Below are 25471 nucleotides of genomic sequence, written 5' to 3' on the forward strand. Positions count from 1 at the left end.
CTTAAAGGTGCCTGCCGTCCAACTGCTGATCATTGCATAGCTTTATCAGATATCGGGCGAAACGTCGAGTTAGGCACCGCCTAATTTTTAAACAGAGCCGGGTTAATGCCCGGCTTTGTTGTTTCTGTCATTTACTAAATCAGTTAGCATTCCGGTATCTTTTTTGGTGAGAGTACTGTATTGAAACGCTTGCCTGTTTTTCCCCGCTCGCTGCGCCAACTGGTCATGATGGCGTTCCTGCTGATTTTATTACCGCTGCTGGTTTTGGCCTGGCAGGCGTGGCAAAGCCTGAACGCGCTCAGCGCACAGGCGCTGCAAACCAACCGCACCACGCTGATTGACGCACGTCGTAGTGAAGCGATGACCAATGCTGCGCTCGAAATGGAGCGCAGCTATCGACAGTATTGCGTGCTGGATGACGCGACGCTGGCGCGGGTTTACCAGAACCAGCGTAAACGCTACAGCGAAATGCTTGATGCGCATGCGGGCGTGCTGCCAGATGACAAACTCTACCAGGCGTTACGCCAGGATCTCAGCGATCTTTCCCAGTTGCAGTGTAAAAACAGCGGTCCATCAGCAGCGGCTTCCGCTCAGCTTGAAGCCTTTGCCGCCGCTAATACTGATATGGTGCAATCGACCCGCGCAGTGGTGTTCTCACGCGGGCAGCAATTGCAACAGGAGATCGCCGAACGTGGACAGTTTTTCGGCTGGCAGGCGCTGGTACTATTCCTGGTAAGTCTGGGTTTGATGCTGTTATTTACCCGTATGATTATCGGCCCGGTGAAGGGAATCGAACGGATGATCAACCGGCTGGGAGAAGGGCGATCTCTGGGCCACTCTGTCGTGTTTAAAGGGCCGCGTGAACTGCGTTATGTCGGCGAACGGATTATCTGGCTCAGTGAAAGGCTGGCCTGGCTGGAATCCCAACGTCATCAATTTTTACGCCATCTTTCCCATGAACTCAAAACGCCGCTCGCCAGTATGCGCGAAGGGACGGAACTGCTTGCTGATGAAGTGGTTGGGCCGCTGACGGTGGAGCAGAAAGAGGTAGTGGAGATCCTTGATGCCAGCAGCCGCAATCTGCAAAAGCTGATTGAACAACTGCTCGATTACAACCGCAAACTGGCGGATGGCGCGGTCGAACTGGAACAGGTGGCGCTGGAACCGTTGATTGATATGGTGATCTCCGCTCACAGTTTACCGGCACGAGCTAAAATGATGCATACCGAGATCGCGCTGGATGCGGCAAGCTGCCAGGCCGAACCCATGCTGTTGATGAGCGTGCTGGATAATCTTTACTCCAACGCGGTGCACTATGGTGCTGAATCCGGTACCATTTATCTGCACAGTTTTACAGCCGATAACCGGCTTTGTATTGAAGTGGCAAATACTGGTACGCCGATCCCTGAAAGCGAACGAGAGATGATTTTTGAACCTTTCTTTCAGGGAAGCCACCAAAGGAAAGGGGCGGTGAAAGGAAGCGGATTAGGGTTAAGTATCGCCAGAGATTGCCTCCGCCGTATGCAGGGTGAGCTGCAACTGGTGGCGGACGGCAAAGCCGATGTCTGTTTCCGTATTGAGTTACCGCTTAATACGCCGGAAAAATCTATTTAATGAATCTATATCTGGTGAGTATGTTGCATCTCTTTACCCGCGTGGTTAACGTGGTTACACAGCAAAATGTATGGCTTCGTGCGCTTCCCTGCCTGTTACTGGCGGGCTGCGTGACGCAGAAGCCGCAAAGCGCCATTCATGATGACCAGGAAGTGAGACTGCCTGATCATCAGCTGGCTGATTTTCTGGCAACGGATTGTGAGGATATCTGGACCTTATCGGGACCGGACGTTGACAATAACCCACTCTACTGGCTGCGCAGCATGGATTGTGCCCGGCGTTTAGCACCAGCGGCAGCGCGTGCAGAAGCGCGTTCATGGTCTGATGAAAGCTGGCAGTCCACTTTCCGACGCGGTATTTTGCTCTCCAGCGCAAAGATTTCGCCGCTGGAACGTCGGGAATATAACGACAAGCTGGACGCCTTAAGCCCGGTTATCCCGGCGCAAGTTCGTCCGATCTTTCAGCTCTGGCGCGACGGTGAAGCCTCGAAATTACAGCTCGCCGATGAGCGTAGTCGCTACGGTAAACTTCAACAATCCACCGACAGCGAGCTGGACAGTCTGCGTCAGCAGCAGCAGTTCCTGCGCGAACAACTGGAAACGACCACGCGCAAACTAGAAACTCTTACCGATATTGAGCGTCGCCTCTCCACACGCAGCAAACCTGCCTCTACCGATCTGCCCGATAATATTCACACGCCGAAAACGGATGCGACTCAGGAGGATGTGAAACCATGACCAGCCGTAAACCTGCCCACTTGTTGTTAGTGGATGACGATCCTGGATTGCTGAAACTGCTGGGGTTGCGCCTCACCAGCGAAGGCTACAGCGTTGTCACCGCAGAAAGCGGACAGGAAGGGTTGCGCATTCTCTCCAGGGAAAAGATCGATCTGGTGATCAGCGATTTGCGCATGGATGAGATGGATGGCATGCAGCTTTTTGCTGAGATCCAACGCGTGCAGCCGGGAATGCCGGTGATTATTCTGACGGCGCACGGTTCGATCCCTGATGCCGTGGCCGCTACCCAGCAGGGTGTTTTCAGTTTCCTGACCAAACCGGTGGATAAAGATGCGCTGTATAAAGCCATCGATGATGCGCTGGAACATAGTGGCTCCGCCAGCGACGATCAATGGCACGAAACTATTGTAACCCGCAGCCCGCTGATGCTGCGTCTGCTTGAGCAGGCGCACATGGTGGCGCAATCGGATGTGAGCGTGTTGATTAATGGCCAGAGCGGAACCGGGAAAGAGGTTCTTGCACAGGCGATCCACAATGCCAGCCCGCGCAGTAAAAGCGCATTTATCGCCATTAACTGTGGTGCGCTGCCGGAGCAGTTGCTGGAGTCGGAGCTATTTGGTCACGCCCGCGGCGCGTTTACCGGCGCGGTTAGCAGCCGTGAAGGCCTGTTCCAGGCCGCAGAGGGCGGGACGCTGTTTCTTGATGAGATTGGCGATATGCCGATCCCGCTGCAGGTCAAGCTGTTACGTGTGTTACAGGAGCGTAAAGTGCGTCCGCTCGGCAGCAACCGCGATATTGATATTAATGTACGCATTATTTCAGCGACACACCGTGATTTGCCGAAAGCGATGGCGCGCGGCGAATTCCGCGAGGATCTTTACTATCGCCTGAATGTGGTGAGCCTCAAGCTGCCGGCGCTGGCCGAGCGTGCGGAAGATATTCCTCTGCTGGCTAATCAACTGCTACGCCAGGCCGCGGATCGTCATAAACCCTTTGTGCGTGCCTTTTCTACCGATGCGATGAAGCGCTTAATGACTGCGTCCTGGCCTGGTAATGTGCGCCAGTTGGTGAACGTGATTGAGCAATGTGTGGCACTAACCTCATCGCCGGTGATCAGCGACGCGCTGGTTGAGCAGGCGCTGGAGGGTGAAAACACGGCGCTGCCGACCTTTGTTGAAGCGCGCAATCAATTTGAACTCAACTACCTGCGCAAGCTGCTGCAAATCACCAAAGGTAATGTGACACATGCTGCCCGTATGGCGGGGCGCAACCGCACCGAGTTCTACAAATTGCTCTCCCGGCATGAGCTGGACGCCAACGACTTTAAAGAGTAATGGCGAAATGATTATGCTACTGTGAACAACCGATTACGATGCAGCAGGCTGGTAAGAGCGTGTAAGGAAAAACGATGAAAAAAATTGATGCGATTATTAAACCTTTCAAACTGGATGATGTGCGCGAAGCGCTGGCGGAAGTCGGCATCACCGGAATGACGGTGACCGAAGTGAAAGGTTTTGGTCGTCAGAAAGGCCACACTGAGCTTTATCGCGGTGCCGAGTATATGGTGGATTTTCTGCCAAAAGTGAAAATTGAAATCGTGGTGACTGACGATATCGTTGATACCTGTGTGGATACCATTATCCGCACGGCGCAGACCGGCAAAATCGGTGACGGTAAAATCTTTGTCTTTGATGTCGCGCGCGTAGTGCGCATCCGTACGGGCGAAGAAGACGACGCCGCGATTTGATGTTTCTCCCTCACCCCGCAGGGTGAGGGAAACTGACTTACAGTACTTTATGCGGGCCAAAGCATTCGTAGTGAATCCTCTCTTTGACAATGCCGAATGCCACAAGTTGTTGGGCGGAAAACTGCATAAATCCGACCGGGCCGCACAGATAAAATTCCATCGCCGGGTCGCTGAATTTCCCTTCCTGTTCGGTTAAATCCATTAACCCTTCACTGTGAAAACGACCGCGATCGGCCGCCTGTGGCTGCTGATACCAGATATGCTGGTAGAAGTCCTTGAGTGAAGCGCCAAGCTGGCTGACTTCGTCAGCAAAAGCATGGACCTGACCATCAAGTGCTGCGTGGAACCAGTTAACCTGCGAGGGATGATGCGTTTTGGCCAATTGATCCAGCATCGCCAGCATCGGCGTCTGGCCGACACCAGCAGAAATCAGTGTTACTGGCGTCGTGGCCGGAATAGCCATAAAGAAATCTCCGGCAGGCGCTGCCAGATGGACGATATCGCCCGGTTTGGCTTCGTCATGCAACCATTCGGAAACCTGACCTCCCGCTTCGCGTTTCACGGCAATGCGATAAGTTTTGCCATTTGGCTGGCGGGTCAGCGAGTACTGACGAATCTCCTGGTGGGCAAAACCTTCCGGCTTCAGCCAGATGCCGAGGTATTGCCCCGGCAGATAATCTGCCACTGGCAGGTCATCGACAGGTTCAAATTCAAAACTGGTTATCAATGCGCTCTGCGGGATTTTCTCACGCAGACGGAAAGCGCGAGTGCCTTGCCAGCCGCCGTTTTTTTCTGCGTGCTCGCTGTAGATTTGCGTTTCGCGATTGATAAATACGCCCGCCAGCACACCATAGGCTTTTCCCCAGGCATCCAGTACTTCCTCGCCAGGATCGAACATCTCATCGAGTGTTGCCAACAGATGCGCGCCGACAATGTTGTACTGCTCCGGCTGGATCTGGAAACTGGTGTGTTTCTGGGCAATTTTTTCCACAGCAGGCAGCAGAGCGGCGAGATTATCAATATTGCTGGCATAAGCGGCAATGGCATTGAACAGTGCTTCACGCTGATCGCCATTGCGCTGGTTACTCATGTTGAAGATCTCTTTCAACTCCGGATTATGCGTAAACATACGGTCATAAAAATGGGCGGTCAGTTTGGAGCCGGTCGCGGCTAGCAGGGGAAGGGTGGCTTTTACCGTTGCGATGGTTTGAGCGTCGAGCATAAATGCTTCCTTTTTGGTTAACTTTTAAAGTTGTATTTTAAATGCATCTTATAGCGCGGCACACAAACTTGTAAAGCGCCGACAATGTAAAGGGTTTTGAACGTGAATAACTTGCATCACAAACCTGAAAAGAAATCCGTTTTCTCGCTGCATGGGGTTATCGCTCAAACCCTTGTCTGGTGCGGAGCCAAACGTTTGCGTAAAAACCTTTGTCAAGACCTGTTATCGGGTTATTAATCAGTTATACTGTGAGCCGTTCCCCAAATTGGGCCTTCGAAAAGAGTTGTTTTGTTAGCTGAGTCAGGAGATGCGGATGTTAAAACGTGAAATGAACATTGCCGATTATGATGCCGAATTATGGCAGGCTATGGAGCAAGAGAAAGTACGTCAGGAAGAGCACATTGAACTGATCGCCTCCGAAAACTACACCAGCCCGCGTGTGATGCAGGCTCAAGGTTCTCAGCTGACGAACAAATATGCTGAAGGCTATCCAGGTAAACGCTACTACGGCGGTTGCGAATACGTGGATATCGTTGAGCAGTTGGCTATCGATCGCGCAAAAGCGCTGTTTGGCGCCGATTACGCCAACGTGCAGCCGCACTCCGGCTCGCAGGCGAACTTCGCGGTCTACACTGCGCTGCTGCAACCGGGCGATACCGTTCTGGGGATGAACCTGGCGCAGGGCGGTCACCTGACTCACGGCTCCCCGGTTAACTTCTCTGGCAAACTGTACAACATCATCCCTTATGGTATTGATGAGTCCGGTAAAATTGACTACGAAGACATGGCGAAGCAGGCAAAAGAGCACAAACCGAAGATGATTATCGGTGGTTTCTCTGCTTACTCCGGTATCGTTGACTGGGCAAAAATGCGTGAAATCGCCGACAGTATCGGTGCTTACCTGTTCGTTGACATGGCGCACGTTGCGGGTCTGATCGCCGCAGGTGTTTACCCGAACCCGGTTCCGCATGCGCACGTTGTGACCACCACCACCCACAAAACCCTGGCTGGTCCGCGCGGTGGCCTGATTCTGGCGAAAGGCGGTGACGAAGAGCTGTACAAAAAGCTGAACTCCGCTGTTTTCCCAAGCGCGCAGGGTGGCCCGCTGATGCACGTTATTGCGGCAAAAGCGGTGGCACTAAAAGAAGCGATGGAACCAGAGTTTAAAGTTTACCAGCAGCAGGTTGCCAAAAATGCCAAAGCGATGGTGGAAGTGTTCCTGAACCGTGGCTACAAAGTGGTTTCTGGCGGTACTGAAAACCATCTGTTCCTGCTGGATCTGGTGGACAAAAACCTGACCGGTAAAGAAGCCGATGCAGCTCTGGGCCGCGCGAACATCACCGTTAACAAAAACAGCGTGCCGAACGATCCGAAGAGCCCGTTCGTTACTTCTGGTATCCGTATTGGCAGCCCGGCGGTCACTCGTCGCGGCTTCAAAGAAGCTGAAGTAAAAGAGCTGGCTGGCTGGATGTGTGACGTGCTGGACAGCATCAATGACGAAGCGGTTATTGAACGCACCAAACAGAAAGTGCTGGATATCTGCTCGCGCTTCCCGGTTTACGCGTAAGCATTAAATCTGAAAGCAAAAAGGCCGCATTGAGCGGCCTTTTTTACGCCTGTCGATTGGCAAATGCGCTTTATTGCAAGCTGGCATAACCGTGGATACCCATATACATTCCGACCAGCGCAATCAGCGCGCTAGAGAAGTAAGGCGCTTTACGGGCGATTGTATTGAAGCCGGACCAGCGTTTTGCCGCCTGCTGTACGCTAAAGGCTGCGCCGACGCCGACCGCGACTAGCGTCAGAGCAAGGCCGATGCTGAAACAGACGACCAGCGTGGCGCCCAGCGTCAGCGCTTTGAGCTGAATACAGATCAACAGAATGGTGATCGCTGCCGGGCAGGGGATCAGCCCACCGGTCAGACCAAACAGCAGGATCTGCCCATTGGTCACTTCCGTCCCGTTAAAGCGACGCTCAATATCTCTGGCATGCGCTCGTTCGTGCGCATCCTGATACTCCTCTTCTTTCACCACCTTACGCACCGACAGTATGGTGGGTTGAGCGTGACTGACTGCTTGTACAGGCTGAAAGAGCAACCCGCGGCTGTGATGCGTATGGTCGTGATCGTGGTCATGATCATGAGAATGATGATGGTGATGATCATGACCGTGGTGATGACCCTTTTTCCAGGCGTGCTCACCCTGCCAGGTGCGTAAAAACATCCATGCCGCGGTACCGATGATGATAACGGCTGAGACCATTTGCAGCCAGGGTTCCACAGATTGTGCCGTGAATTTTCCGCTGAGATACATGCCACCCAGCGCAATCAGCCAGACGACAGCTGTATGTGACAGCGTGGCTGCCAACCCCAGCATCACCGCCTGTTTTACGGTGCCTTTGATAGCAATGATAAAGGCCGCCATCATTGTCTTTGAATGGCCAGGTTCAAGGCCATGCAATGCGCCAAGCAGTATCGCGCTGGGGATAAAAAACCAGGCATTCCCTTGCTGAAAAAGAGGGATAAAGTCGTTCATGAGAATAATTCTCGATAACATTTTGTGCGCTTTAATCTACTCCCCCCCAGTAAAAAATACTACCTCCCAGTAGAAATAAACTCCCCCCCAGTTGATGCATGGTATGCTGATACCCGTTACGCATGAATGAGTAGAGGACTGTATGTCGCATACCATCCGGGATAAACGAAAGCTGAAAGCGCGGGCCAGCAAAATTGAAGGGCAGGTAGCGGCGTTGAAAAAAATGCTCGACGAACCCCATGAATGCTCGCAGGTCTTACAGCAAATCGCCGCCATTCGAGGCGCAGTGAACGGCTTGATGCGCGAAGTGATCAAAGGGCATTTAACGGATCATATTGTCCATGAAAACGATGAAATCAAGCGTGAGGCCGATCTTGAGGTCGTGCTCAGCGTACTTGATTCCTATATCCGTTAATAACTTGCGCCAGCACGCGCGTGTTACCTGATTGTTACTTGCAAGCCTTGCCATTTGCCTCCAGACTATCGCCACCATTCAGGAGGAAATCATGGTCTTGCAGTCTACGCGCTGGCTGGCGCTCGCTTACTTCACCTACTTTTTTAGCTACGGTATTTTCTTACCCTTCTGGAGCGTCTGGCTTAAAGGTGTAGGCCTGACGCCTGAAATTATTGGCATGCTGCTTGGTGCTGGACTGGTGGCTCGTTTTCTGGGGAGCCTGTTGATTGCTCCGCGCGTGAGCGATCCTTCCCGTTTAATCACTGCACTGCGTGTGCTTGCGCTGGCGACAGTGCTGTTTGCGTTTGCATTTTATGCGGGTAGTCATGTTGCGTGGCTGGCGGTGATCATTGTCGGTTTCAACCTCTTTTTCTCACCGTTAGTGCCGCTCACCGACGCGCTGGCGGGCACCTGGCAAAAACAGTTCCCGATGGATTATGGCAGGGTCAGGTTATGGGGGTCTGTTGCCTTTGTGATTGGCTCGGCGTTGACCGGGAAACTGGTGAGTCTCTATGATTATCGCGCGATTTTGGCGATGCTGACGCTGGGCAGTGCCTCAATGCTGTTGGGGATGCTGCTGCGCCCATCCATTCTGCCGCAGGGTGAAAGCCGTCATCAGGGCGGTGTTGGCTGGGCAGCCTGGCGTGTGCTGTTTGTGCAAAACTGGCGTTTTCTGGCATGTGTGTCGTTGTTGCAGGGGGCGCATGCTGCCTACTACGGTTTCAGTGCGATTTACTGGCAATCAGCCGGTTATTCTGCCTCGACGGTGGGTTACCTCTGGTCGCTAGGTGTGGTCGCCGAAGTGGTGATCTTCGCCCTCAGCAACCGGCTTTTTCGTCGCTTTAGTGCCCGCGATCTGTTGCTGCTTTCCGCCGTCTGCGGCCTGGTGCGCTGGAATTTGATGGGCTGGACCACTGAATTACCGTGGCTGATTGCCGCACAAATCCTGCACTGCGGAACTTTTACCGTTTGCCATCTTGCCGGGATGCGTTATATCTCCGCCCGTAAGGGCAGCGAAGTGATCCGTTTGCAGGCGATCTATTCTGCCGTGGCGATGGGCGGCAGTATTGCCGTGATGACCATGTTTGCCGGCTTCTTGTTCGAATACCTCCATCAGGGATTATTTTTTGTAATGTCGCTGCTGGCAATCCCGGCGCTGTTCCTGCGACCAAAAGTCGCCGCCCAGCAACCGGTTGCCGATTAACCTTCCAGCATGGTGCGAATATGCTGTTGTTGCTGTGAGCTCAGCGCCCCGACAGCATGGATGAGCGGCGGGGAAAAGAGCGGCAGCGGTGTGGTGTAAGGTGTGATGACTAACGACACATCCTTTGGTGCGCCTGCATTACGAAACTCTGCCAGTGGCAGGTAGTTTATGGTCAGCGGCAGCAATGTTAACTCGCGTAGCTGCTGCTCAATCTGCTGTTCGCACGCCGTGTCATCGCCGGTAAGCAATACCACCTGCTTCTCATGCAGATCGGTTGCCTGCATCAGCCAGGCGCCGAAAATTACCGCGACCAGTCCCGCTTCTTCATCACTAAAGTGCAGTGTGTATTCATCTTCCAGTTCCTGTAATGCCTCACGCGTGGTGCGAATCAGCCGTGGATAGAGGCGATGGATCTCTTCCGGCAGGTTGTTATCAATGCCGATACCAAACAGACAGCGATCCAACGCCTGCGCCAGATGAATATAAAGCTGCGTGGTTAAGCCTTGCTCATCGCTAAAATGTAACCCGGCAAGCTGGTGAAAGCGGGCAATCATTCGGGCGATCGCCTGTTGTAAACGGTGGTCCTGCTGATGCTGGTCGCGAAGCGGATCGGGCGTACGCACCAGCATAAAGAGTAGCGCCAGAAACAGGTGCTCATTTTCCTGCGGCACCGCCGCTACCCGGCGCTGCCAGTGGCGCACAATATCGTGTGCGACCAGGTATTCGGCACGCATTTGCGCCCAGGTTTGCTGCACGGGGGTAAATTCCGGCGTCTGCCCGTGATGGCTTTGCAACAGACAATACTGCAAGTAGAGGCAGAGAAACTGCATATCCCGGCACTCAATTGAGCGCTGTAAACGACGGGCGCAGAGGCTAATTAAGGCGCGCAGATTGGTATCGTCATATAGAGTTCGGGCAATGCACTGTTGTTTAAGCGCCGTTTTTAACGACGGGGTAAACTGTTGCGTGATAAATTGCGGACACAGCCGCAGCGCGCGACGCAGCCATTGCAGCAGGCATAAGCGCTGGTCAAGGGGGGCGCCTTCAATCCGGTAGCTGCCGTTGTGCTGGCGCACGATGGAGATCCGATGGTAGCGCTGGATTTCACGGTTGGTCTCATTAATATCCTGCCGGGCTGCGGCATCATCAACGCCATTCACGGCGCAGATATGTTCCAGACTGACGCTTTGCCCCGGCAGGGCGAGCATCAACAGCACCTGGTAGCGGCGCTGCTGACTGGAGAGCGCAGATGGCGGTGTCATTACAATAGTCATCTGTCAGATTCCAGTTAGGGTGTTTGATAAGCGTAGTTAAAGGTATGCTCTGCGATAGCGAAGCTGCGACGCTTTCATTCAGGATTGCCGGGGAGCATCACAGAATTTTTCACGTGAGGAACAGATGCAAGCAGTTAAACAATGCGTCACGGGGGTGTTTCTCGCGCTTTTATCGTTTACGGTAAGCGCGCACCCGCACAGTTTTATCCACTTGAAAACACAAGTATTAGAAGAGAATGGTCACTTCTCCGGCCTGAAAATGCGCTGGACGATGGATGAGATCACCTCGGCGGATCTGCTTTATGATGCGGGCAATGCGCAGCCGGGTGATGAAGTGTGGAAAAAACTGGCGGCGGAAGTGATGGCTAATGTGCTTGGTCAGCACTATTTTACTGAGGTCTGGCACAACGGGCAGAAAGTAAAATTCCTCAACCGTCCGACGGAATATGGTATGGAGCGCGAAGGGCATCAGGCGGTGCTGACATTTATCCTGCCTCTCGCCGAGCCGCAGCCGCTTAGCGGCCAGCAATATACTTTTTCTACGTTTGATCCCACCTATTTTGTCGATATGAGTTACGACAAAACGAGCGATGCGGCACTGCCCACAGAGTTGCAGAAATCCTGTAAGCTGGCCGTTCATACTCCTAAACCCGGCGAAGAAGTGCTGAATTATGCACAGTCGCTGGACAAAGCCGATGCGCCGGAGGAAGACATGGAATTAGGCAAACAATTTGCGCAGACGGTGACCCTCTCATGTCAGTGATAACCGGTGTTCGTCCCCGTTCCCTCCGCCTGCTGGCATGGTGGCCGCTGCTGCTGTTTATATTGTGTGCACTCATTGCCGGTTTCTGGCTTTGGCAGGCGTGGCCGCAGGTGATGATCAAAAGCGTGCTCTGGCAGCGCAATGTGAATATGCAAATGAGCGCATTGCTGAAAGCGGTAGTGGAAAACCCGACCAAAGCAGGCGGTTCACTACTGTTGTTCAGCTTTGTCTATGGCGTATTGCATGCGCTGGGTCCCGGACACGGTAAAGTAGTTATCGCTACCTGGCTTGCCACACATCCCTCTAAATTACGTTCCGGCATTCTGCTGACGCTGGCTTCCTCGCTATTGCAGGGGCTGGTGGCGGTTACGTTAGTGGTGGTGGTACTGAACATCCTGGCGTTACCCGCGCGGCAACTGCATTTAAGCGGTTACTGGCTGGAAAAGGGCAGTTACCTGGTGGTTGGCGTGCTGGGGCTGATGTTGTGCTGGCGAGCGCTAAAAAAGTTGTTTGCTCTGCGGCAAAAACCGGTGTTTCGCACATTTACGCCGCATCATATGCATCACGACGGCTGTGGCTGCGGGCATCAGCATTTGCCGACTTCTTCGCAACTGCAAAGTGGTGAAGACTGGCGAGCCAGGTTGATGATTGTATTATCCATGGGGATGCGCCCATGCTCCGGTGCAATCATGGTGTTGCTGTTCAGCAAAGTGATTGGTGTTTTTGCCTGGGGCGTGGCGTCAGCGTTGGTGATGGCGGCGGGCACGTCACTGACCATCAGTGCGCTGGCGCTGCTGGTACATGGTTTTCGTCAGTTGGCGGTAAAACTCAGCGGTCATCAGACGCCGGTATTATGGCGACAGGTGGGCTGGACAACGCTGGCATTGGCGGGAGGCGTATTGTTGATCAGTGCGTCGATGGTGATGTGGGTCAGCGCGTTACCGCCGGGCGGCGGTTTGCGGCCATTTTGATAGTGCCGGATGGCGGCTTACGCTTTATCCGGCTTACGCGATATGCATGAACCATGACGGGGGATGTACGCTGTAGGCCCGATAAGCGCAGCGCCATCGGGCAATAAGCATTTTAGCGTTTCAGCGCATCACTCAGTTCTTCGCGCATGTTGGCCAGCATGGCTTTTACGACACGCGGGTTACCCGCAACAATGTTGCCGGTCATCATGTGGTTGTGGCCGCCGGTGAAATCACAGACCAGACCGCCCGCTTCACGCACCAGCAACTCGCCCGCGGCGAAATCCCACGGTTTCAGCGCGATTTCAAAGAAACCATCAACGCGTCCAGCAGCAACATAGGCCAGATCCAGCGCAGCGGAACCGGTGCGGCGGAAGTCTGCACATTCGGTAAACAGTTTGCCAACAATGTTAATGTAGGTTGTTGCGTGCTGTTTTGCTTTGAACGGGAAGCCGGTCGCCAGAATGGTGCCATCCAGATCGCGTGCATTGCTGCCGCGCAGACGGTAGCCGTTAAGCTGTGCACCCTGGCCACGGGTTGCAGTGAAAAGTTCGTTACGCATCGGATCGTAAACCACCGCAACTTCGGTGCGGCCTTTAATACGAACGGCGATAGACACCGCGAAGTGCGGCAGACGTTTGATGAAGTTGGTGGTGCCATCCAGTGGATCGATAACCCATTGCACATCCTGGTCAGTGCCTTCGTGCTCGCCACTCTCTTCGGTGATAATGGTGTGTTGCGGGTAAGATTTGCGGATGGTGTCAATAATCACTGCTTCAGCAGCTTTATCAACGTTGGTCACGAAATCATTGCTGCCTTTCTGGCTGGTTTCTACGGCGTCGGGAGTTTCGTAGTTTTTGGCAATTAAATTACCCGCCTTGCGCGCAGCACGCACGGCGATGTTCAGCATCGGATGCATCGGTCTCTCTCACTGGATGTTAAAGAACGGGAAAACGGCGCACATCATAGCAGTCAATTCGGAATGTGTCTTCGGTTTATGATAATATGCACGAATATTCTTTAGCCGTTGAAAATCTATGCTGCAAAATATTCGAATCGTACTGGTGGAAACCTCCCACACGGGCAACATGGGCTCTGTTGCCCGTGCAATGAAAACTATGGGGTTGACGAATCTGTGGCTGGTTAACCCGCTGGTTAAACCGGATTCACAGGCCATCGCGCTGGCGGCAGGTGCCAGCGATGTTATCGGCAGTGCGCAGATTGTCGATACGCTTGATGAAGCACTGGCTGGCTGTAGCCTGGTCGTTGGTACCAGCGCGCGCTCACGTACACTGCCGTGGCCGATGCTCGATCCGCGCGAATGCGGGTTGAAAGGCGTCGCTGAAGCAGAACACGCGCCAGTGGCGCTGGTGTTCGGTCGCGAGCGTGTCGGTCTGACGAATGAAGAGCTGCAAAAGTGCCATTATCACGTGGCGATTGCCGCTAACCCGGAATACAGCTCGCTGAACCTGGCGATGGCGGTGCAGGTTATCGCTTATGAAGTGCGTATGGCCTGGCTGGCGACGCAGGAGAGTGAATCTTCCGCTGAACATGAAGAGACGCCGTATCCGCTGGTCGACGATCTTGAGCGCTTTTACGAGCATCTGGAAAAGACGTTGCTGGCGACCGGTTTTATCCGCGAAAACCACCCGGGCCAGGTAATGAACAAGCTGCGCCGTCTGTTCACCCGTGCGCGTCCGGAAAGCCAGGAATTGAACATCCTGCGCGGTATTCTGGCCTCCATTGAGCAGCAGCATAAAGTGTGATTTTCCTGCGCTCATCACTCGACAAGCCCCGCGCCCGTAGGCCGGACAGGGCAATGCGCCATCCGGCATTTAGGTTGAGCACGAAAAGCCAAATACCTGACTAATTTAGTCAACTAAATAGTTGACCAAATTAGTCGGGAATGTCAGACTTGCAACCGCTATGCGACATTAACATATTAAATAATATTCCCCGGGCAGGGGCGAGTTTGAGGCTTGTAAGACATGAGACTGACATCGAAAGGGCGTTATGCCGTGACCGCAATGCTGGACGTTGCACTCAACTCCGAAGCGGGCCCGGTTCCGTTGGCTGATATTTCTGAGCGTCAGGGAATTTCCCTGTCCTACCTGGAACAGCTTTTCTCCCGTCTGCGCAAAAATGGCCTGGTGGCCAGTGTGCGTGGTCCTGGCGGTGGTTATTTGCTGGGCAAAGATGCGAGCAGCATCGCCGTGGGCGAAGTGATCAGCGCCGTTGACGAATCGGTAGACGCAACCCGTTGCCAGGGTAAAAGCGGCTGCCAGGGTGGCGATAAGTGTCTGACCCATGCGCTGTGGCGCGATCTGAGTGACCGTCTGACCGGTTTCCTCAACAACATCACACTGGGAGAGCTGGTCAATAACCAGGAAATTCTCGATGTGTCCGATCGTCAGCACAGCACCGAATCCCATCGCACCACCCGCGCACAAGATGCTATCGACGTTAAACTGCGCGCATAATAAAAACAGTATTCAGAATTGGGCCGGGGCACATCGCATGTGCCCCGTTAACACGGTCGTACATCCAGCCGGTTGCCTGATTCCTTGCATTAGAGCGATGTACGGAGTTTAAAGAGCAATGAAATTACCGATCTATCTCGATTACTCCGCAACTACGCCGGTGGATCCGCGTGTTGCCGAGAAAATGATGCAGTTTCTCACTCTGGACGGGACTTTTGGTAACCCAGCTTCCCGTTCACACCGTTTTGGCTGGCAAGCTGAAGAAGCGGTAGATATTGCCCGTAACCAGATCGCTGAACTGGTGGGTGCTGACCCGCGCGAAATCGTCTTCACCTCCGGCGCGACCGAATCCGATAACCTGGCGATCAAAGGTGCTGCCAACTTTTATCAGAAAAAAGGCAAGCACATTATCACCAGTAAAACCGAACACAAAGCCGTGCTGGACACCTGTCGCCAGCTTGAGCGCGAAGGGTTTGAAGTGACTTACCTCGCCCCGCAGCGCAACGGCATTATCGATCTGAAAGAGCTGGAAGCGGCGATGCGTGACGACACCATCCTCGTCTCCATCATGCACGTGAACAACGAAATCGGCGTGGTGCAAGATATCGCAACCATTGGCGAAATGTGCCGTGCTCGCGGCATCGTATATCATGTTGATGCTACTCAGAGCGTCGGCAAACTGCCGATCGACTTAAGTCAGCTGAAAGTAGATCTGATGTCTTTCTCGGCTCATAAAATCTATGGGCCAAAAGGCATTGGCGCCCTCTACGTACGCCGTAAGCCGCGTATCCGTATTGAAGCGCAGATGCACGGCGGCGGTCACGAGCGCGGTATGCGTTCCGGTACCTTGCCTGTTCACCAGATCGTCGGCATGGGCGAAGCATACCGTATTGCCAAAGAAGAAATGGCGAGCGAAATGGAGCGTCTGCGCGGTCTGCGTAGCCGTCTGTGGAACGGTATCAACGATATCGAAGAAGTTTATTTGAACGGCGATCTTGAGCACGGCGCACCGAACATCCTCAACGTCAGCTTTAACTACGTTGAAGGCGAGTCGCTGATCATGGCGCTGAAAGATCTGGCTGTTTCTTCCGGTTCTGCCTGTACTTCCGCAAGTCTGGAACCGTCCTACGTGCTGCGTGCACTGGGTATGAGCGATGAGCTGGCACACAGCTCCATCCGTTTCTCTTTAGGTCGCTTTACCACCGTTGAAGAGATCGACTACACCATCGAACTGGTGCGTAAATCCATCGGCCGTCTGCGCGAACTCTCTCCGCTGTGGGAAATGTTCAAACAGGGCGTGGATATTAACTCCATCGAATGGGCTCATCACTAATAACGGTTGTGGAAACAGGAGAATTTAATCATGGCTTATAGCGAAAAAGTAATCGATCACTACGAAAATCCGCGCAACGTTGGCTCGTTTGACAACGGAGATGACAGCGTCGGTAGCGGCATGGTTGGCGCGCCAGCATGCGGCGATGTCATGAAGCTGCAAATCAAAGTCAACGATAAAGGCATTATCGAAGACGCGCGTTTCAAAACCTACGGTTGCGGCTCGGCGATCGCTTCCAGCTCGCTGGTAACCGAATGGGTGAAAGGCAAGTCTCTGGACGAAGCGCAAGCGATCAAAAACACCGATATCGCTGAAGAGCTGGAGCTGCCGCCGGTGAAAATCCACTGCTCTATCCTGGCGGAAGATGCGATCAAAGCCGCGATTGCGGACTACAAAAGCAAACAAGAAGCGAAATAAGGCAGGAGGTTGTTGTCATGTCCATTAGCCTGAGCGACAGTGCTGCCGCGCGAGTAAATACCTTCCTGGCCAACCGTGGCAAAGGGTTTGGTCTGCGTCTGGGGGTCAGAACCTCCGGTTGTTCTGGTATGGCCTACGTGCTGGAGTTTGTTGACGCACCGACTGAAGAAGATACGGTGTTCGAAGACAAAGGCGTGAAGGTAGTGGTTGACGGCAAAAGCCTGCAATTCCTCGACGGCACTCAACTGGACTTTGTCAAAGAAGGCCTGAACGAAGGGTTTAAATTCACTAACCCTAACGTCAAAGACGAGTGCGGTTGCGGCGAAAGCTTCAACGTCTGATCGTCTACCCATTGACCCCACCGCAGCATGCTGCGCGTGGGGTTTGCTTCGATTGCACACCCGGAATTGTTATGGATTACTTCACCCTCTTTGGGTTGCCGGCCCAATACCCGCTTGACGTTCAGGCGCTGGCGACACGTTTCCAGGATCTGCAACGGCAGTTCCACCCCGATCGCTTTGCTAGCCGCCCGCAGGCGGAACAACTGGCTGCGGTACAGCAATCCGCTACCATTAATCAGGCGTGGCAAACCCTGCGTAATCCCCTCTCACGCGCGGAATATCTGTTGTCGCTGCATGGTTTTGATTTAGCCTCTGAACAGCACACCGTTCGCGACACTGCCTTTTTAATGGAGCAGCTTGAGCTGCGCGAAGAGCTGGATGAGATCGCGCGTGCGGAAGATAACGCCCGGCTGGAGACGTTCCAAAAGCAAGTAAAAGGGATGTACGACACCCGCCACCAGCAGATGGTGGAACAACTCGACAATCAGGCGTGGGACGTCGCGGCGGATACCGTGCGTAAACTGCGTTTTCTCGATAAACTGCGCAGCGCAACAGAACAACTCGAAGAAAAACTGCTCGGTTTTTAATTTTTTTGGAAGCACATAATGGCCTTATTACAAATCAGTGAGCCGGGTCTGAGCGTCGCGCCGCATCAGCGTCGTCTGGCGGCGGGCATCGATCTCGGCACCACCAATTCGCTGGTTGCCACCGTGCGTAGCGGCCAGGCGGAAACGCTGGCCGACAGTGCCGGGCGCCATTTACTCCCTTCAGTGGTCAACTACCAGACTGACAGCCACATTGTCGGTTACGATGCGCGCGCCAATGCGGCGCTGGATTCGGTCAATACCATCAGCTCCGTAAAACGTCTGATGGGCCGCAGTCTGGCGGATATTCAGGCGCGTTACCCGCATCTGCCGTGGAAATTCCAGGCAAGCGAAAACGGCCTGCCGATGATTGTGACGCGCGGTGGTGTGGTCAATCCGATTCGCGTCTCTGCCGATATCCTGAAAACGCTGGCTGCCCGCGCGCAGGATACGCTCTCCGGCGAGCTGGATGGCGTGGTGATTACCGTCCCGGCCTATTTCGATGATGCGCAGCGTCAGGGAACCAAAGATGCTGCGCGTTTAGCCGGGTTGCATGTGCTGCGTCTGCTCAATGAGCCGACTGCGGCTGCGATTGCCTACGGTCTGGATTCCGGTAAAGAAGGTGTTATCGCCGTGTACGATCTTGGCGGCGGTACTTTCGATATCTCCATTCTGCGTCTGAGCCGCGGCGTGTTCGAAGTGCTGGCGACTGGCGGCGATTCTGCGCTCGGCGGCGACGATTTTGACCACCTGCTGGCAGATTACATTAGCGAACAGGCGGGCATTACCGATCGCAGCGATGCGCGTCAGCAACGGGAACTTTTGGATGCGGCGATTGCCGCCAAGATTTCGCTGAGCGATGCCGACAGCATAACAGTTGATGTCGCTGGCTGGCAGGGCGTGGTAACTCGCGCACAGTTTGAAGAAATGATCTCAACGCTTGTCAAACGCACGCTGCTCTCCTGTCGTCGCGCACTGAAAGATGCGAATGTGGAAGCACACGATGTGCTGGAAGTGGTGATGGTGGGGGGTTCCACCCGCGTACCGCTAGTGCGTGAGTGCGTCGGGGAATTTTTCGGCCGCACGCCACTGACTTCCATCGACCCGGATAAAGTGGTGGCGATTGGCGCTGCGATCCAGGCGGATATCCTGGTCGGCAATAAGCCGGACAGCGAAATGCTGCTGCTCGATGTTATCCCGCTGTCGCTGGGGCTGGAAACCATGGGTGGACTGGTGGAAAAAGTTATTCCGCGCAACACCACAATTCCGGTGGCTCGCGCCCAAGAGTTCACGACCTTTAAAGATGGCCAGACCGCAATGTCTATCCATGTGATGCAGGGTGAACGGGAACTGGTGGCAGATTGCCGTTCGCTGGCACGTTTTGCCCTGCGCGGCATTCCGGCGTTACCAGCGGGTGGGGCGCATATTCGTGTCACCTTCCAGGTGGATGCTGACGGCCTGCTGAGCGTCACGGCGATGGAGAAATCCACCGGCGTGGAGGCGTCCATTCAGGTGAAACCGTCCTACGGTCTGACCGACGGCGAAATCGCCAATATGATTAAAGACTCCATGAGTTTCGCCGAGCAGGACGTGAAAGCGCGCATGCTGGCGGAGCAGAAAGTGGAAGCTGCGCGCGTACTGGAAAGTTTGACCGGCGCGCTCGCCGCTGATGCCGCGCTGTTAAGTGCCGCAGAGCGCGAGGTTATCGACGAGGCGGTTGCGCAATTGCGCAGCGTTGCCGACGGCGATGATACCGACGCGATAGAACAAGCCATTAAAAACGTAGATAAACAAACCCAGGAATTCGCCGCTCGCCGTATGGATCAGTCCGTGCGTACTGCGCTGAAAGGCCATTCCGTCGACGAGGTTTAATATGCCTAAAATTGTTTTTCTGCCTCATCAGGATCTCTGTCCGGATGGCGCAGTTCTGGAAGCAAAGAGCGGTGAAACCATTCTTGATGTTGCCCTGCGCGGTGGTATTGAGATTGAGCACGCCTGTGAAAAATCATGTGCTTGCACCACCTGCCACTGCCTCGTGCGTGAAGGGTTTGACTCTTTGCCGGAAAGCAGCGAAGACGAAGACGACATGCTGGATAAAGCCTGGGGTCTGGAGCCGGATAGCCGTTTAAGCTGCCAGGCGCGCGTTACTGATGAAGATCTGGTGGTTGAGATCCCGCGTTACACCATTAACCACGCGCGGGAGCACTGATATGGGACTGAAATGGACCGACAGCCGCGAAATCGGTGAGGTGCTGTACGATAGCCGCCCGGATGTGGACCCGAAAACCGTACGTTTCACCGATATGCATCAATGGATCTGCGAGCTAGAAGAGTTCGACGACGATCCGAACGCATCGAATGAAAAAATTCTCGAAGCGATTCTGCTAGTCTGGTTAGACGAAGCATCATAATCATCTCACGGGCTGCCTTCGGGCGGCCCGTTTTCATGCATATGTAGGCCGGAAAAGGCAACGTTGCCATCCGGTGTCTGCCGATAAGGATAAATATAATGACAGAAGCTATGAAAGTGACACTCACCACGCAAAGCGCGGATGCGCGTTGGGGTGAAAAAGCCTCATGGAGTATCAATAACGACGGCATCGCTCTGCATCTGAACGGAAAAGACGATTTAGGTTTGATTCAGCGTGCCGCGCGCAAAATCGACGGTCTGGGCATTAAACACGTTGCGCTGAGCGGCGAAGGCTGGGACGCGGATCGTAGCTGGGCATTCTGGGCCGGTTACAAAGGGCCGAAAGGCACGCGTAAGGTGGAGTGGGCGCAGCTGGACGATGCCGGACAAAAAGAGCTGGATAGTCGCCTGCAAACCATCGACTGGGTACGCGACATCATCAACGCACCGGCGGAAGAATTAGGGCCGGAACAACTGGCGCAGCGCGCGGTCGATCTGCTGCACAGTGTGGGAGGTGAAAGCGTCTCTTACCGCATCACCAAAGGCGAAGATCTGCGCGAACAGAACTACCTTGGCCTGCACACCGTTGGCCGTGGTTCTGAGCGCCAGCCGGTATTGCTGGCGCTGGATTATAACCCGACGGGCAACCCCGATGCGCCGGTGTATGCCGCGCTGGTGGGAAAAGGCATCACCTTTGACTCCGGCGGTTACAGTATCAAACCAACCTCATCAATGGATTCAATGAAGTCCGATATGGGCGGTGCGGCGCTGGTGACCGGCGCGCTGGCGTTTGCTATCACCCGCGGGTTGAATAAACGCGTAAAACTGTATCTCTGCTGCGCCGACAACCTGATCAGCGGTAACGCCTTTAAACTGGGCGATATTATTCATTATCGCAACGGCAAAACCGTAGAGATCATGAATACCGATGCTGAAGGGCGTCTCGTGCTGGCGGATGGCCTGATTGATGCGTCTGCGCAAAAACCGCAGTTTATCATTGATGCTGCAACGCTGACTGGCGCGGCGAAAACCGCGCTGGGTAACGATTACCACGCGCTGTTCAGCTTTGACGATGTGCTGGCTGGTCGCCTGCTTAACAGTGCAACGGCGGAAAATGAACCGTTCTGGCGTCTGCCGCTGGCCGAGTTCCACCGCAATCAGCTGCCGTCCAACTTTGCAGAGTTGAACAACACTGCTGGCGGCTCTTTCCCTGCCGGGGCAAGTACAGCTGCCGGGTTCCTGTCGCACTTTGTTGAAAACTACCAGCAGGGCTGGCTGCATATCGACTGCTCCGCCACCTACCGCAAAACGGCAGTGGAACAGTGGGCGGCCGGGGCGACCGGGCTTGGCGTGCGCACCGTCGCGAATTTGTTGACCGCTGGGTAAGCGTCATGGTTGTGCCGGATAGCGGCTTTGCCTTATCCGGCCTAAATAGTCCGTGCATTTTGCTGGCCGGATAAGCGAAGCACCATCCGGCATTGAAGTGAATCAGAGAACCTATGTCCGAAAGCAAAAACGAATTAGAAACCTTGCTGGAGCAGGCAGCGACCGAGCCAGCTTTCCGCCCTGCTTTTTTCCGTACGCTTCTGGAATCCACCGTCTGGGTGCCAGGATCTGCGGCGGAAGGTGAAGCGATTATCGAAGATAGTGCGCTGGATTTGCAGCACTGGGAAAAAGATGACGGTAACTCGGTCATTCCATTCTTTACTTCGCTGGAAGCCTTACAGCAGGCTGTTAGCGAAGAACAGGCATTTGTGGTCATGCCTGCACGTACGCTGTTTGAAATGACGCTGGGAGAAACACTATTCCTCAACGCCAAATTACCCACGGGCAAAGAGTTCACTCCGCGCGAATTAAGCCATTTAGTGGGCACAGAAAGTAGTCCTCTCAGCCAGCAGGAAGTGCTGGACGGTGGTACGGCGTTGCTACTTTCCGAAGTGGCTGAACCACCTGCGCAAATGGTCGATTCACTGACCACACTGTTTAAAAGCATCGGCACCGTTAAACGCGCATTTCTCTGCTCGATTAAAGAGAAGGCTGACGAACAACCTAACCTGCTGATTGGCATAGAAGCAGAAGGGGACATCGAAGAGATAATCCATGCAGCAGGCAGCGTCGCGACAGATACGCTTCCAGGGGACGAACCGATCGATATTTGCCAGGTGGTGGAGGGCGAAAAAGGCATCAGCCATTTTATGCTGGCGCATATTACGCCGTTCTATGAACGTCGCTGGGGCAGCTTCCTGCGTGATTTCAAAAACAACCGCATTATCTGATGAACAAGCGGTACATTTCGTACCGCTTGTTCACTGCGTCGCTTCCAGCAGCAACAGATCCATCAACAGCACAAGATTTGACTCAAACGACGTAATGCCCGCCGCTTCGGCAGCAAAGTGTATCGCTTCGTCATGCAGCGCAAAATGCACATCCGCCAGTTCCGCCAGCGTGTTTGCTGACGCGCGAGTAAAGGCGACAACTGTCATACCAACCGTGTGCGCAATCCGCGCTTTATCCAGCACCTGTTCGGTTTCGCCACTGCGCGACACTGCAATAAACACCTGATAACGCGCGGCATTACTGAGGAAGATATTGCGGCTGTCGCCAGGCCCGGAGATAAAAGCCGTCTTGCCCAGCACCTGCAACTTCTTGGTTAAATACTCGGCGAAGAGATAAGAGAACCCCGCGCCATAGAGAAAAAAACTTTCCCGCTCGCGCAGCAGAGCAGCGAACCGGTGACGCTTCTCTTCCGTCACCCACTGAAAGGTTCGCTGGTAATTGGCCATAAATTGCGGGAACAACGCCGGTAGCTCGTCATGCCCTTCACGGTGTTGCTGAGCAATATGCGGTGTGTCCAACAAAAGCTGTTTGCAGTGCCAGATAAATTCACTGTAGCCGCTAAAGCCCAGTTTCTGACAGAGCCGGATAATAGTGGCGGTAGAAACGTAAGTCGCCTGTGCCAACTGGCGCACGGTTATATTCCCCACCAGCAGCGGATGTTCCGTCAGGTGGGCAAGCACTCGATATTCCGCGCGGGTCAGTGATGCCCCGCGCGTCAGCAAGGGTGCAAGCCGGTTGTCCATTCAGGCGGGTTCGACGGGCAAATCGTCGCGCGCGCCCCATTCGCTCCAGGATCCGTCATACAGCGTCACGTTATTCGCGCCCAGCGTTGCAAGCGCGAGGATCACCACGGATGCTGTGACGCCGGAGCCGCAACTGGCAATGATCGGCTGGTTCAGGTCAACGCCCTGGCGGCGGAAAATGGCGGCCAATTCGTCGGTGGTTCTCAGTTCGCCATCGACCACCAGATCAATCCACGGCACATTCAGTGCGCCGGGAATATGCCCGCGCTTCAGGCCCGGACGTGGTTCATCGACTTCGCCGGAAAAACGCGGGGCAGGGCGCGCATCGACAATCTGCGCGGTGCCTTCGTGGCTTGCCAGCAGCACATCGGTCAGCTTTTTCACCACGGAGGGATCGAAGTTGGCGTTAAAGTCGGATTCCGGCAGAGGCACCTCGCCTTTCTGCAACGGCAGGGCATCGCGCTGCCAGCCGGCCAGACCGCCAGCGAGAATCGAGACATTTTCCACGCCGTAATTGAGTAGCATCCACCATGCGCGCGGCGCGGAGAACAGTGTGCCTTCGTCATACACCACCAGGTGTTTATCCTGGCTGATGCCCAGTTCGCGCATCGCTACGGCGAACGCTTCCGGCCGCGTCAGCATGTGTGGTAAGGACGTGCTGTGGTCGGAAAGGGCTTCAATATCAAAAAAAACCGCGCCGGGAAGATGCCCGTCACGGTACTCCGCGCGCATATCGCGATGTTCCTGACCCACTGGTGCCATGCGGGCGTCGATCAACTGGATTTCAGGATCATCACTATGCTCTATCAGCCAGTCGGCCGCGACAAAAAATGAAGTGGACATGGGGCTCTCCGTGTCATCAATAATTACTCTGAATTGTTAACGTTTTTTCATCACCCGACAAGCCACCTTCGTTAAACCCGCGAGCCAACTCGGTATTTTTATACCGCTTTACCGTTTTCCCACGCTTTTTGCAACGCAGGCCAGTAGTCGCGGTTCGCCTCAATCATCTCATCAAGAATTGCTTTGGCATGCTGCATGGTCGGCACTGTGCGGTTAAGGGTAAACGCCTGGAGCGCCTTTTCGTAGCTGCCTTCAATAGTGGCTTCAACCAGCAGTTGTTCCGAGGCCAGTTGCTGCATTAACAGCGTCTGGTGGAATAGCGGCACCGCACCCATGCGTACCGGTTCCGGCCCGGCGGCAGTGATGTAAGCCGGAACTTCCACCATTGCATCGTACGGCAGGTTGGCAATAGCCCCTTTATTTTCCACAATCACCAGGTGGCGTTGGCGAAGATCAAACGCCAGTGAGCAGGCCACATCAACGATAAACGCGCCGTGGACGCCAACATGAAACGCATCAGGCAGCACTCCGCTGCAGTGATACTCCTGCGCGGCGGCAAACAGTTTTTTTTCGCGTCCGTTCATCACTTCATTGGCGCGCGTGTAGTCAGGATCCTGGTGTGCGACGATCTCGTTTGGCATCAAGTAGTACTGCAAATACGGGTTCGGCAGATACTCGGGGAAGTGATCCATAATCGGTTTGATATTACGCCAGGTTTTCACCCAAGACGGATCGGCGTGCTGCGGATCTGTTTGTGCGGCGTCTTCGGTCAGCAGGCCAAAGCGGGCAACGTGTTCGCGCAATTCCGGCAGGCGATCTTCACCCTCCACGCGCACCTGCGTAAACCAGCCGAAGTGATTCAGGCCAAAATAATCGACCTCCAGCTTGTGCCTGTCGACGCCGAGGATCGCGCCCATATTGCGCATCGCTGCGACCGGCATATCGCAAATATTCAGCACCCGTGCCTGCGGACGCAGCCGCCGCACTCCTTCAGCGACAATCGCCGCGGGGTTAGAGTAATTGATGATCCAGGCTTTCTCATCCGCGTAGCGCGTGACCTGATCGATAAGCTCGACCATCGGCAGAATGGTGCGCAGACCATAGGCCAGTCCGCCGGGACCGCAGGTTTCCTGGCCGACCACCCCATGGCGCAGCGGGATCTTCTCATCCTGTTCACGCATCTTGTACTGACCAACACGCATCTGGGCAAAGACGAAATGCGCGCCGCTGAATGCCGTTTCCGCATCATTCGTTACGGTAAATTTGATGTACTGGCTGTGGTCGCGGATCACTTTTTCCACCACTGGCGCAATGGTGTTTTGCCGCGCTTCATCAATGTCGTAGAGACGGATTTCCGCCAGCGGGAATGCTTCCAGCCGAACCATCAGGCTTTTCACGATGCCCGGGGTATAAGTACTGCCACCACCGGCGATGGATAAAATAAACGGGGGTTTAACCATTTCTGG

General features: G+C 54.4%; 27 protein-coding genes. 20 read left to right on the forward strand and 7 right to left on the reverse strand.

Annotation, left to right across the window (positions count from 1 at the left end; all coding sequences use genetic code 11):
- Positions 1–180 precede the first annotated feature (180 nt).
- From qseE to glnB, 4 genes are all read left to right on the forward strand, one after another.
- Positions 181–1614 (forward strand): two component system sensor histidine kinase QseE/GlrK, encoded by a 1434-nt coding sequence (gene qseE, locus BM427_RS19485; protein ID WP_167518566.1) that lies wholly within the window; start codon positions 181–183, stop codon positions 1612–1614.
- The gene (qseG, locus tag BM427_RS19490; protein WP_090124511.1) at positions 1614–2351 is read left to right on the forward strand and encodes a two-component system QseEF-associated lipoprotein QseG; all 738 of its coding nucleotides are present in this window, start codon (positions 1614–1616) and stop codon (positions 2349–2351) included. The genes qseE and qseG overlap by 1 nt, the downstream gene beginning before the upstream one ends.
- Positions 2348–3685, forward strand: coding sequence for a two-component system response regulator GlrR (glrR, locus tag BM427_RS19495; RefSeq protein WP_090124514.1), 1338 nt, complete (start codon positions 2348–2350; stop codon positions 3683–3685). Before qseG ends, glrR begins: the two co-directional genes overlap by 4 nt.
- 74 nt (positions 3686–3759) lie before the next feature.
- Complete coding sequence (glnB, locus tag BM427_RS19500) at positions 3760–4098, forward strand: nitrogen regulatory protein P-II (protein WP_002438074.1); 339 nt, start codon at positions 3760–3762, stop codon at positions 4096–4098.
- Between the two features lie 37 nt (positions 4099–4135).
- Here glnB and hmpA read toward each other — a convergent pair whose 3' ends face one another.
- Complete coding sequence (hmpA, locus tag BM427_RS19505; protein ID WP_090124517.1) at positions 4136–5320, reverse strand: NO-inducible flavohemoprotein; 1185 nt, start codon at positions 5318–5320, stop codon at positions 4136–4138.
- A gap of 313 nt (positions 5321–5633) precedes the next feature.
- Here hmpA and glyA point away from each other — a divergent pair, with 313 nt between their 5' ends.
- Positions 5634–6887: a serine hydroxymethyltransferase gene (gene glyA / locus BM427_RS19510; protein ID WP_090124520.1), complete on the forward strand. Its 1254-nt coding sequence runs from the start codon at positions 5634–5636 to the stop codon at positions 6885–6887.
- Positions 6888–6957: 70 nt separating this feature from the next.
- Here the strand turns inward: glyA and BM427_RS19515 are convergent, their stop codons facing one another.
- On the reverse strand, positions 6958–7854 hold the full coding sequence (locus tag BM427_RS19515) for a nickel/cobalt efflux protein RcnA (RefSeq protein ID WP_090124523.1): 897 nt from the start codon (positions 7852–7854) through the stop codon (positions 6958–6960).
- A 142-nt stretch (positions 7855–7996) separates the two neighbouring features.
- Here BM427_RS19515 and rcnR point away from each other — a divergent pair, with 142 nt between their 5' ends.
- Both rcnR and BM427_RS19525 read left to right on the forward strand, forming a co-directional pair.
- The gene (rcnR, locus tag BM427_RS19520; RefSeq protein ID WP_090124526.1) at positions 7997–8269 is read left to right on the forward strand and encodes a Ni(II)/Co(II)-binding transcriptional repressor RcnR; all 273 of its coding nucleotides are present in this window, start codon (positions 7997–7999) and stop codon (positions 8267–8269) included.
- A 91-nt stretch (positions 8270–8360) separates the two neighbouring features.
- Positions 8361–9512, forward strand: a complete 1152-nt coding sequence (locus tag BM427_RS19525; RefSeq protein ID WP_090124529.1) for a 3-phenylpropionate MFS transporter — start codon at positions 8361–8363, stop codon at positions 9510–9512.
- Here the strand turns inward: BM427_RS19525 and csiE are convergent.
- Positions 9509–10786 carry a stationary phase inducible protein CsiE gene (csiE, locus tag BM427_RS19530; RefSeq protein WP_090124532.1) on the reverse strand — a complete coding sequence of 426 codons (1278 nt, stop codon included), beginning with the start codon at positions 10784–10786 and terminating at the stop codon, positions 9509–9511. The genes BM427_RS19525 and csiE overlap by 4 nt on opposite strands.
- Before the next feature lie 124 nt (positions 10787–10910).
- Between csiE and BM427_RS19535 the strand changes: the two genes are divergently transcribed.
- Positions 10911–11549, forward strand: coding sequence for a DUF1007 family protein (locus BM427_RS19535; RefSeq protein ID WP_090124535.1), 639 nt, complete (start codon positions 10911–10913; stop codon positions 11547–11549).
- Positions 11540–12520 (forward strand): nickel/cobalt transporter, encoded by a 981-nt coding sequence (locus BM427_RS19540; protein ID WP_090124538.1) that lies wholly within the window; start codon positions 11540–11542, stop codon positions 12518–12520. The genes BM427_RS19535 and BM427_RS19540 overlap by 10 nt, the downstream gene beginning before the upstream one ends.
- A gap of 112 nt (positions 12521–12632) precedes the next feature.
- On the opposite strand, the gene suhB is transcribed toward BM427_RS19540, so the two are convergent.
- Positions 12633–13436 (reverse strand): inositol-1-monophosphatase, encoded by an 804-nt coding sequence (gene suhB, locus BM427_RS19545; RefSeq protein WP_090124541.1) that lies wholly within the window; start codon positions 13434–13436, stop codon positions 12633–12635.
- A gap of 118 nt (positions 13437–13554) precedes the next feature.
- Here suhB and trmJ point away from each other — a divergent pair, with 118 nt between their 5' ends.
- The 11 genes from trmJ (at position 13555) to sseB (ending at position 22358) form a co-directional block, all read left to right on the forward strand.
- Complete coding sequence (trmJ, locus tag BM427_RS19550) at positions 13555–14283, forward strand: tRNA (cytosine(32)/uridine(32)-2'-O)-methyltransferase TrmJ (RefSeq protein WP_090124544.1); 729 nt, start codon at positions 13555–13557, stop codon at positions 14281–14283.
- A gap of 222 nt (positions 14284–14505) precedes the next feature.
- Complete coding sequence (iscR, locus tag BM427_RS19555; RefSeq protein ID WP_007370802.1) at positions 14506–14997, forward strand: Fe-S cluster assembly transcriptional regulator IscR; 492 nt, start codon at positions 14506–14508, stop codon at positions 14995–14997.
- 118 nt (positions 14998–15115) lie between these two features.
- Positions 15116–16330: a cysteine desulfurase gene (gene iscS, locus BM427_RS19560; protein ID WP_090124547.1), complete on the forward strand. Its 1215-nt coding sequence runs from the start codon at positions 15116–15118 to the stop codon at positions 16328–16330.
- 30 nt (positions 16331–16360) lie between these two features.
- Complete coding sequence (iscU, locus tag BM427_RS19565) at positions 16361–16747, forward strand: Fe-S cluster assembly scaffold IscU (RefSeq protein ID WP_007370804.1); 387 nt, start codon at positions 16361–16363, stop codon at positions 16745–16747.
- A 17-nt stretch (positions 16748–16764) separates the two neighbouring features.
- Positions 16765–17088, forward strand: coding sequence for an iron-sulfur cluster assembly protein IscA (iscA, locus tag BM427_RS19570; RefSeq protein WP_007370805.1), 324 nt, complete (start codon positions 16765–16767; stop codon positions 17086–17088).
- A gap of 71 nt (positions 17089–17159) precedes the next feature.
- Entirely contained in the window at positions 17160–17675 is a 516-nt protein-coding gene (hscB, locus tag BM427_RS19575; protein WP_090124550.1) for a co-chaperone HscB, read from the forward strand.
- Positions 17676–17693: 18 nt separating this feature from the next.
- Positions 17694–19544 (forward strand): Fe-S protein assembly chaperone HscA, encoded by a 1851-nt coding sequence (gene hscA / locus BM427_RS19580; protein WP_090124553.1) that lies wholly within the window; start codon positions 17694–17696, stop codon positions 19542–19544.
- Between the two features lies 1 nt (position 19545).
- Positions 19546–19881: an ISC system 2Fe-2S type ferredoxin gene (gene fdx / locus BM427_RS19585; protein WP_007370808.1), complete on the forward strand. Its 336-nt coding sequence runs from the start codon at positions 19546–19548 to the stop codon at positions 19879–19881.
- Position 19882: 1 nt separating this feature from the next.
- The gene (gene iscX, locus BM427_RS19590) at positions 19883–20083 is read left to right on the forward strand and encodes a Fe-S cluster assembly protein IscX (RefSeq protein ID WP_090124556.1); all 201 of its coding nucleotides are present in this window, start codon (positions 19883–19885) and stop codon (positions 20081–20083) included.
- A 98-nt stretch (positions 20084–20181) separates the two neighbouring features.
- Positions 20182–21468 carry an aminopeptidase PepB gene (pepB, locus tag BM427_RS19595; RefSeq protein WP_090124559.1) on the forward strand — a complete coding sequence of 429 codons (1287 nt, stop codon included), beginning with the start codon at positions 20182–20184 and terminating at the stop codon, positions 21466–21468.
- A 113-nt stretch (positions 21469–21581) separates the two neighbouring features.
- A complete protein-coding gene (sseB, locus tag BM427_RS19600) occupies positions 21582–22358 on the forward strand; it encodes an enhanced serine sensitivity protein SseB (RefSeq protein WP_090124562.1) in 777 nt (258 codons plus the stop codon).
- Positions 22359–22388: 30 nt separating this feature from the next.
- Here the strand turns inward: sseB and BM427_RS19605 are convergent, their stop codons facing one another.
- The 3 genes from BM427_RS19605 to BM427_RS19615 form a co-directional block, all read right to left on the reverse strand.
- Positions 22389–23162 carry a MurR/RpiR family transcriptional regulator gene (locus BM427_RS19605; protein WP_090124565.1) on the reverse strand — a complete coding sequence of 258 codons (774 nt, stop codon included), beginning with the start codon at positions 23160–23162 and terminating at the stop codon, positions 22389–22391.
- Positions 23163–24005 (reverse strand): 3-mercaptopyruvate sulfurtransferase, encoded by an 843-nt coding sequence (sseA, locus tag BM427_RS19610; protein WP_090124568.1) that lies wholly within the window; start codon positions 24003–24005, stop codon positions 23163–23165.
- A gap of 98 nt (positions 24006–24103) precedes the next feature.
- On the reverse strand, positions 24104–25465 hold the full coding sequence (locus BM427_RS19615; RefSeq protein ID WP_090124571.1) for a 6-phospho-alpha-glucosidase: 1362 nt from the start codon (positions 25463–25465) through the stop codon (positions 24104–24106).
- Positions 25466–25471 lie beyond the last annotated feature (6 nt).

This window comes from Kosakonia arachidis, from assembly GCF_900116535.1.
GTDB lineage: Bacteria > Pseudomonadota > Gammaproteobacteria > Enterobacterales > Enterobacteriaceae > Kosakonia > Kosakonia arachidis.

Excerpts from the sequence above, each read along its gene's own strand:
- iscA (WP_007370805.1), top strand. The coding sequence starts at position 16,765 with ATGTCCATTAGCCTGAGCGACAGTGCTGCCGCGCGAGTAAATACCTTC.
- sseB (WP_090124562.1), top strand. The coding sequence starts at position 21,582 with ATGTCCGAAAGCAAAAACGAATTAGAAACCTTGCTGGAGCAGGCAGCG.
- rcnR (WP_090124526.1), top strand. The coding sequence starts at position 7,997 with ATGTCGCATACCATCCGGGATAAACGAAAGCTGAAAGCGCGGGCCAGC.
- BM427_RS19540 (WP_090124538.1), top strand. The coding sequence starts at position 11,540 with ATGTCAGTGATAACCGGTGTTCGTCCCCGTTCCCTCCGCCTGCTGGCA.
- trmJ (WP_090124544.1), top strand. The coding sequence starts at position 13,555 with ATGCTGCAAAATATTCGAATCGTACTGGTGGAAACCTCCCACACGGGC.
- BM427_RS19615 (WP_090124571.1), bottom strand. The coding sequence starts at position 25,465 with ATGGTTAAACCCCCGTTTATTTTATCCATCGCCGGTGGTGGCAGTACT.
- glnB (WP_002438074.1), top strand. The coding sequence starts at position 3,760 with ATGAAAAAAATTGATGCGATTATTAAACCTTTCAAACTGGATGATGTG.
- qseG (WP_090124511.1), top strand. The coding sequence starts at position 1,614 with ATGAATCTATATCTGGTGAGTATGTTGCATCTCTTTACCCGCGTGGTT.
- hscB (WP_090124550.1), top strand. The coding sequence starts at position 17,160 with ATGGATTACTTCACCCTCTTTGGGTTGCCGGCCCAATACCCGCTTGAC.
- iscS (WP_090124547.1), top strand. The coding sequence starts at position 15,116 with ATGAAATTACCGATCTATCTCGATTACTCCGCAACTACGCCGGTGGAT.
- iscX (WP_090124556.1), top strand. The coding sequence starts at position 19,883 with ATGGGACTGAAATGGACCGACAGCCGCGAAATCGGTGAGGTGCTGTAC.
- hscA (WP_090124553.1), top strand. The coding sequence starts at position 17,694 with ATGGCCTTATTACAAATCAGTGAGCCGGGTCTGAGCGTCGCGCCGCAT.
- hmpA (WP_090124517.1), bottom strand. The coding sequence starts at position 5,320 with ATGCTCGACGCTCAAACCATCGCAACGGTAAAAGCCACCCTTCCCCTG.
- iscR (WP_007370802.1), top strand. The coding sequence starts at position 14,506 with ATGAGACTGACATCGAAAGGGCGTTATGCCGTGACCGCAATGCTGGAC.
- suhB (WP_090124541.1), bottom strand. The coding sequence starts at position 13,436 with ATGCATCCGATGCTGAACATCGCCGTGCGTGCTGCGCGCAAGGCGGGT.
- BM427_RS19515 (WP_090124523.1), bottom strand. The coding sequence starts at position 7,854 with ATGAACGACTTTATCCCTCTTTTTCAGCAAGGGAATGCCTGGTTTTTT.
- pepB (WP_090124559.1), top strand. The coding sequence starts at position 20,182 with ATGACAGAAGCTATGAAAGTGACACTCACCACGCAAAGCGCGGATGCG.
- BM427_RS19605 (WP_090124565.1), bottom strand. The coding sequence starts at position 23,162 with ATGGACAACCGGCTTGCACCCTTGCTGACGCGCGGGGCATCACTGACC.
- BM427_RS19535 (WP_090124535.1), top strand. The coding sequence starts at position 10,911 with ATGCAAGCAGTTAAACAATGCGTCACGGGGGTGTTTCTCGCGCTTTTA.
- fdx (WP_007370808.1), top strand. The coding sequence starts at position 19,546 with ATGCCTAAAATTGTTTTTCTGCCTCATCAGGATCTCTGTCCGGATGGC.
- BM427_RS19525 (WP_090124529.1), top strand. The coding sequence starts at position 8,361 with ATGGTCTTGCAGTCTACGCGCTGGCTGGCGCTCGCTTACTTCACCTAC.
- glyA (WP_090124520.1), top strand. The coding sequence starts at position 5,634 with ATGTTAAAACGTGAAATGAACATTGCCGATTATGATGCCGAATTATGG.
- csiE (WP_090124532.1), bottom strand. The coding sequence starts at position 10,786 with ATGACTATTGTAATGACACCGCCATCTGCGCTCTCCAGTCAGCAGCGC.
- glrR (WP_090124514.1), top strand. The coding sequence starts at position 2,348 with ATGACCAGCCGTAAACCTGCCCACTTGTTGTTAGTGGATGACGATCCT.
- sseA (WP_090124568.1), bottom strand. The coding sequence starts at position 24,005 with ATGTCCACTTCATTTTTTGTCGCGGCCGACTGGCTGATAGAGCATAGT.
- iscU (WP_007370804.1), top strand. The coding sequence starts at position 16,361 with ATGGCTTATAGCGAAAAAGTAATCGATCACTACGAAAATCCGCGCAAC.